This is a genomic window from Vibrio sp. Vb0667, from assembly GCF_033391095.1.
In genome coordinates, this window is record NZ_JAWPOL010000347.1 from 1 (window position 1) to 1088 (window position 1088).

At 47.6% G+C, this 1088-nt stretch carries 2 protein-coding genes; both read left to right on the forward strand.

Annotated elements, in window-relative coordinates; all coding sequences use genetic code 11:
- Nucleotides 1-449: ParA family protein (locus R8269_RS25805; RefSeq protein WP_318222984.1), on the forward strand; the 449-nt coding region annotated here is incomplete at its 5' end.
- Between the two features lie 7 nt (nucleotides 450-456).
- Nucleotides 457-1088, forward strand: a 632-nt coding sequence (locus R8269_RS25810; RefSeq protein WP_318222985.1) for a ParB/RepB/Spo0J family partition protein, incomplete at its 3' end; no start/stop codon positions are given.

Sequence of the window (1088 nt, forward strand, 5' to 3'; positions counted from 1 at the left end):
GTCCGCACGTCGACCCTCTGGTTTGGAATGCGATGTACGCGTCCAATGCACTGTTAATTCCTTGTGCGGCAAAACGTCTAGACTGGGCATCTACGGTTAACTTCTTCCAGCATTTGCCTACGGTTTATGAGATGTTCCCAGAAGATTGGAAAGGCTTAGAGATTGTTCGTCTAATGCCAACCATGTTCGAAGACGACAACAAGAAGCAAGTCTCGGTATTGACGGAAATGAACTATCTGCTTGGTGACCAAGTGATGATGGCAACCATTCCACGTAGCCGTGCATTTGAAACGTGTGCAGACACCTACAGCACTGTGTTTGATTTAACCGTAAGTGATTTCGAAGGCGGCAAGAAGACACTTGCAACTGCTCAAGATGCGGTTCACAAAAGCGCATTGGAATTGGAGCGCGTATTGCACTCTAACTGGCCGTCATTAAATCAGGGGTAAACAGTAAATGGCTTTGAAAACGTCTGAATTAAACGCGAAATTATTTGGTAAGACGAATAAACGTCGAGTTGCGACTCCACAAGAAGCGCAAACGGCAGCAAAAGAAAAAGCGCAAACCATCGAGTTGGCAGTGGCGGGTGAGGGCACGGTTCAGTTTGAATTGGTTCGTATTCCCGCAGATAAAGTGGCAAGCGAGACGCGTGTATTCGCGGACAACGCCCGTGAACAATCATTCTTGAATGAGCATGCTTTATCTGATGTTTTGGTGACACTGAAAGAGCGTGGTCAACAGTACCCAGCTGTTGGTCGTCGCACTGACGATGGCAAAATTGAAGTGCTAGACGGTAGCCGCCGTCGTATGTCTTGTATCTTGGCGGGTAAGGATTTCTTGGTTTACGTTGGTGATGGTATCAACACTGAACACGCGAAATTCCTATCTGACGTCGCGAATGCTCACAAACCGCTGTCGCTTTACGAAAAAGGCAAAGAGATGCAGGCTAAGCTGGAAAGTGGTGAAGCCGAAGACCAAAAAGCGCTAGCGAAAATGTTCCAATGCAGTGAAGCACTGGTAAGTGGTGCGCTTAAAGCCGCGGCATTGCCGCTAGAATTGCTACAAGCGTATCCAAATGTTGGCGATTT